Raw genomic sequence first — 5,007 nt, 5'->3', positions numbered from 1 at the left:
ATTCTCGGTATGCGCGACGAGATCGTGCAACTGACCGAAATGATCAAGCGGATCGACGAAAGGCTGTCTTCGCAGCAGTCGGCTTCATGACCGACGCGATCCATCATTTCATCGAACAATACGGGCTGCTCGCGGTCTTTATCGGTTGCGTCGCGGAGGGCGAAAGTGCCGCCATTCTTGGCGGTTTCTTCGCCCACCAGCAGGTCTTCGTCCTGTGGCACGCGGTTCTTGCGGCGGCGCTCGGCGCCTTCGTCGGCGATACTTTCTTCTTCATCCTCGGACGAAGCTTCGCCGACCATCCCTATGTCGTCAGATTGCGCAAACGGCCCGGCTTCCGCCGCGCCTTTCGGCTGCTCAACACCCATCCCGACATTTTCGTGCTGTCCAACCGCTATATCTACGGCATGCGCCTCGTCGGCGGCATTGCAGCCGGGCTTTCCAACATCGCTGCGCCGCGCTTCGTCATCCTCAACGCGCTTTCATCGGCGGTCTGGGCGGTGCTGTTCGGCACGATCGGTTATGTCTTTGGACTTGGCGCCGAGCACGTCATCGGCCAGGCGTTGATGCATCACGAACGGTTGCTGATCGGGCTTGGCATCGGCTTGACCGTGGCCGTTCTGGCATGGCTCGTCGCCCGTCACATCGCCAGCAAGGAACGCGCCAGGGAGGGCTGATCGTCAATCCACGCCGAGCGCCTGGTCCCCCCGATCGAGGATAAGCGGGATGATCAGGTCTTCCTCGTCGGCAAGATGCCTTGTCAGCATGGCGATCAGCCGGCTGTTTTCGTCGGCATAGGCGTCGGCGGCGAAGCGCTGTCTGTCTTCGCTCTCCTGAAGCGTCTTGATGAACGCATTGGCCGCCTCGGCATTACGCTCCAGCCCTTCATGGATGGTGTGATGGTCGGCATCGAGTATCTCGAAGCCGTGCTTCAAACGGGGCTCGGCCTTGGCGAAGACCGGGAAATATTGATAATCCTCGACGTTGTGGTGACCGTCGAGGTTGCCTAGAAAATGATTGAGGCGGGGCGCGAACCAGCGCGCGAAATCAGGCGCCGTCAGCCGTCCCTCACGGTAGTCGCCGATGCCGTTGGCCAGCATGCCGCCAAGTTCGCGGAACATGTCGTGCCGCTGCAGCCACATATTGGCGATGCCGTGGATATTGGCATGATCCTGCCAGTTTTCACGCGGATATTTCTCGGCCAGCCAGCGCAGATCATCCGGCAGGCCCACGCGTTCGAGAAGCAGAAAATTGGCGGCCCCGGCCATGACAGTCTCCTTTGGTGACTGGCATATAGGCATCGAAAGGCTAGATCGGTAGCCCGGTGATCCGCTCGATAATGGCAATGCCCCAGACGCCGGCGACGATGAGTACCGAAATCAGCACCGCCAGCGAACCGCAATCCTTGGCCAACTGGATATCGACATTGAACTCGCGGCTGAAAGCGTCGCATGCCGCCTCGATGCCGGTGTTAAGCACTTCGACCATGATCAAGAGCAACACGGCGCCGATCAGCAAGGCATAACCGCGCCACGAGATCGAAACGAACCAGCCGAGCGGCAAGGCAAGCGCCAGCAGCATCAGCTCCTGCTGGAAAGCCTTCTCGCTGGTGGCCAGCTTGCGAAACGCCCGCACCGAATTGAAATAAGCATCGATCAGCCGCTGCATGCCAAACCCCTTTGCGAATCACCGGCACGGGATAATGCAATGGCTGGCCAGATCAATGGAATAAGGTGACTTGTCCAAGATTCATTCAGCAACCGGTATGGACGGTGTCGACTTTTCAAACTGTGGCAGCCCGTCGTCGATCGAATAATAGTCGCCCTTGTCACCGACGAAGATATGGCATTCGCCCTCAAGACCTGTCGGCTTGTCGAACGATCCCGCCATGACCGAAACGTAGTCCTGGTCCCGCGGCTTCCAGAACAGCACCGATCCGCATGCCTTGCAGAACCCACGCCTGGCGAAGGTAGAGGCTTCGTACCAGGTGATACTTTCCGTGCCCTCGATCACGATGTCGGCGTTGGCAACATTGGTCGCGGCATAGAAATGTCCGCTCTGCTTGCGGCATTGCGAGCAATGGCAATAGACGACGCCACGCAGCGCCCCGTTCGTTCTGAAGCGGACGGCTCCGCACAGACACGATCCCTGGTGACCATCACTCACGTCGATCCTCCTTGAAGAAAAGTGCCGGGCATGGCTTAGGATTCCAGCTTTGCCGCGCAAGCACGCAAGCAAATGCGACATGTGCTGGCGTGGAGAATCCGAAATTCGGTTTCATTTTCAAGAGTGCGATGCGCGAATCGCGAATTCAAGCCGCCGCACCGGCGTTGTTTCCAACTGTTGGACGCACGGACTAAGGCTTTTACAGCCCGCAGACAGAGAAAACCCGCTGAACCTCTGCCAGTTAAGGAAACTTTAGCGACGGCGCATTTATGGTCACCTGCAAGCGAAGGCCGTGGGTGGGGACGCATCCCTTCGCAAGTTGTTCGAAGCGTCGGTCGCATTCCCCAGGGCTCGGCGACAAAGGGAAACCGCGAATTCCGCGGAGGATCCGAGGGGAAGAACCAAGATGCAGCCGGCAGCTGTCCCGACCGAACGAAGCACCGACATCGCAGCCACTGTTGTCGCGACAATGCGCCAATTGGGCGTGCTCGGCCTGCCGCGCAATTACGAGATCTTCTATGAGGCCCTGAGCGGCACCAATCGCGAACTCAGCCTGGCCGTCGTTTCGCTGGCCAGCCGGCCGACACAGGATGAACTGGACCAGATCGGGCGCACTTTCTTTGCCCACAACCATGGCCCTGGCATCGTAGAGCATGCCAGAGACGTCATTGCCAGGGAGCTCGAGGAGGTTGCTTCGCTGCTGCGGAGCGAGCGCAGCCACATCGAGAAATACGGCAGGATCCTCGATGAGACATCGAGCGGCCTCAGCGGACGCAGCCTTCTCTCTCAGGATCTCCTGCAGAAGATCGCCAACGCCATGGCGGTTGCCACCAATTCGACGATCGATCACGGCCGGCAGGTGGCCTCGACGCTCAGCGACAAGACGGCCGAACTCGAAAGCGTCAAGTCGAAGCTTGAGGAGTACAAGCGCCTGGCTGACACCGATCCCTTGACGCATATCTGGAATCGGCGCGCCTTCGACAAGGAGATCACCAGGATCTACAACAGCAACAGGGGTATCCTGTTCAACGCCCTGGTTCTTGTCGACATCGACCGCTTCAAGGATATCAACGACCGCTATGGCCACCCGGTCGGCGACAAGATCATCCAGAGCATCGCCGATATTTTCCAGACCAGCATTCGCGGCGACATGTTCGTCGCCCGCACCGGCGGCGAGGAGTTCGCGCTGATCATCGAGGGCGCCAGCGAGGACGCCACCTATGACGTTGCGGAGCGCATTCGCGCCCTGATCGAGCAGACGCCGTTCACCAGCAGCCAGACCGGCACGAATTACGGCACCGTCACCGTCTCGATGGGTATCTGCATGGCGTCCGAAGCCGAAGGACCCGAAGATCTCTACACCAAGGCCGACCGGGCGCTCTATCGCTCCAAGGTCAGCGGCCGCAACCGGGTCACCAAGCACTCGACGATGGCAGGCCGGGCCGGCAAGAGCTGGCTGCTCTACAAGAAGGACTGACAGTCCCTGCCCGCTGGTGCCGGGAACACTGGACTAGCGCAGACATGAAAGGCGCCCGATTTCTCGGACGCCCTTTCGTGGATCTTATTCGGACTGCGCGAAAATCAGCCGTTGACCGCCTGCTTGTGCTGCACCGGGTGGCTCTTCTTCAACAGATCCGAGACCAGGAAGGCCAGTTCGATCGCCTGGTCGGCGTTAAGGCGCGGATCGCAATGGGTGTGGTAGCGGTCCTGCAATTCCTCGGCGGTGATGGCGCGCGCGCCACCGGTGCATTCGGTGACGTTCTTGCCGGTCATTTCGACATGGATGCCGCCCGGATGCGTGCCTTCGGCGCGGTGCACCTCGAAGAAGGTCTGGACCTCCTTGAGAATGCGGTCGAACGGCCGCGTCTTGTAGCCGGCGGCCTCGATCGTGTTGCCGTGCATCGGGTCCGACGACCACACCACGGAGCGGCCTTCCTTCTGCACCGCGCGCACCAGCTTCGGCAGATGGTCGGCGACCTTGTCGGAACCGAAGCGGGCGATCAGCGTCAGCCGGCCGGGCTCGTTCTCGGGATTGAGCAGGTCGATCAGCTCCAGCAAGCCGTCCGGCGTCAGCGAAGGACCGCATTTCAGCCCGAGCGGGTTCTTGATCCCACGGCAATATTCGACATGCGCATGATCGGGCTGGCGGGTGCGGTCGCCGATCCAGATCATGTGGCCTGACGTGGCGTACCAGTCGCCGGAGGTCGAATCGACGCGCGTCAGTGCCTCCTCGTAGCCGAGCAGCAGCGCCTCATGGCTGGTGTAGAAATCCGTCTCGCGCAGCGCGTAGTTGGTTTCCGAAGTGATGCCGACGGCCTTCATGAAGTCCATCGTCTCGGTGATACGGTTGGCAAGAGACTCATATTTCTCGCCCTGCGGACTGTCGGAGACGAAGCCGAGCATCCAGCGGTGCACATTCTCCAGGCTGGCATAGCCGCCTTGCGCGAAGGCGCGCAAAAGGTTGAGCGTCGCCGCCGACTGGCGGTACGCCATTTCCTGGCGAGCGGGATCCGGAATGCGCGACTTCGGGTCGAATTCGATGCCGTTGATGATGTCGCCGCGATAGCTGGGCAGCGTCACCTCGCCCTTGGTCTCGTTGTCGGACGAACGCGGCTTGGCGAACTGGCCGGCAACGCGGCCAACCTTCACCACCGGCTGCGCGCCGGCGAAGGTGAGCACCACGGACATCTGCAGGAAGACGCGGAAGAAGTCGCGGATGTTGTCCGCGCCATGCTCGGCGAAGCTCTCGGCGCAATCGCCGCCCTGCAGGAGGAATGCGTCACCGGCGGCGACAGAAGCGAGCTGCTTCTTCAGCTTGCGCGCCTCACCGGCAAAAACCAGCGG

The 5,007-nt window shown here is 60.8% G+C and carries 6 protein-coding genes; 2 read left to right on the top strand and 4 right to left on the bottom strand.

Annotated elements, in window-relative coordinates:
• Nucleotides 1-86 precede the first annotated feature (86 nt).
• Nucleotides 87-674: a DedA family protein gene (locus tag EN906_RS22605; RefSeq protein WP_127268646.1), complete on the top strand. Its 588-nt coding sequence runs from the start codon at nucleotides 87-89 to the stop codon at nucleotides 672-674.
• A 3-nt stretch (nucleotides 675-677) separates the two neighbouring features.
• On the opposite strand, the gene EN906_RS22600 is transcribed toward EN906_RS22605, so the two are convergent.
• The 3 genes from EN906_RS22600 to EN906_RS22590 form a co-directional block, all read right to left on the bottom strand.
• Complete coding sequence (locus EN906_RS22600) at nucleotides 678-1,265, bottom strand: hemerythrin domain-containing protein (protein WP_127268647.1); 588 nt, start codon at nucleotides 1,263-1,265, stop codon at nucleotides 678-680.
• A 40-nt stretch (nucleotides 1,266-1,305) separates the two neighbouring features.
• Complete coding sequence (locus tag EN906_RS22595) at nucleotides 1,306-1,665, bottom strand: diacylglycerol kinase (protein WP_023810560.1); 360 nt, start codon at nucleotides 1,663-1,665, stop codon at nucleotides 1,306-1,308.
• 81 nt (nucleotides 1,666-1,746) lie between these two features.
• A complete protein-coding gene (locus tag EN906_RS22590) occupies nucleotides 1,747-2,163 on the bottom strand; it encodes a GFA family protein (protein ID WP_027036778.1) in 417 nt (138 codons plus the stop codon).
• Between the two features lie 406 nt (nucleotides 2,164-2,569).
• Here EN906_RS22590 and EN906_RS22585 point away from each other — a divergent pair, with 406 nt between their 5' ends.
• Entirely contained in the window at nucleotides 2,570-3,640 is a 1,071-nt protein-coding gene (locus tag EN906_RS22585) for a diguanylate cyclase (protein WP_127271420.1), read from the top strand.
• A 104-nt stretch (nucleotides 3,641-3,744) separates the two neighbouring features.
• Here the strand turns inward: EN906_RS22585 and EN906_RS22580 are convergent.
• Nucleotides 3,745-5,007, bottom strand: a 1,263-nt coding sequence (locus tag EN906_RS22580; RefSeq protein WP_127375385.1) for a 3-deoxy-7-phosphoheptulonate synthase class II, incomplete at its 5' end; no start/stop codon positions are given.

Origin of the sequence: Mesorhizobium sp. M7A.F.Ca.CA.004.06.1.1, from assembly GCF_003999135.1 — a bacterium.
GTDB lineage: Bacteria > Pseudomonadota > Alphaproteobacteria > Rhizobiales > Rhizobiaceae > Mesorhizobium.
The sequence above is the reverse complement of the archived record's forward strand: the minus strand, read 5'-3'. Positions and strand labels throughout refer to the sequence as shown.

What these genes read in the sequence shown, in the direction of transcription:
- EN906_RS22605 (WP_127268646.1), top strand. Translation starts at nt 87, where the DNA reads ATGACCGACGCGATCCATCATTTCATCGAACAATACGGGCTGCTCGCG.
- EN906_RS22600 (WP_127268647.1), bottom strand. Translation starts at nt 1,265, where the DNA reads ATGGCCGGGGCCGCCAATTTTCTGCTTCTCGAACGCGTGGGCCTGCCG.
- EN906_RS22595 (WP_023810560.1), bottom strand. Translation starts at nt 1,665, where the DNA reads ATGCAGCGGCTGATCGATGCTTATTTCAATTCGGTGCGGGCGTTTCGC.
- EN906_RS22585 (WP_127271420.1), top strand. Translation starts at nt 2,570, where the DNA reads ATGCAGCCGGCAGCTGTCCCGACCGAACGAAGCACCGACATCGCAGCC.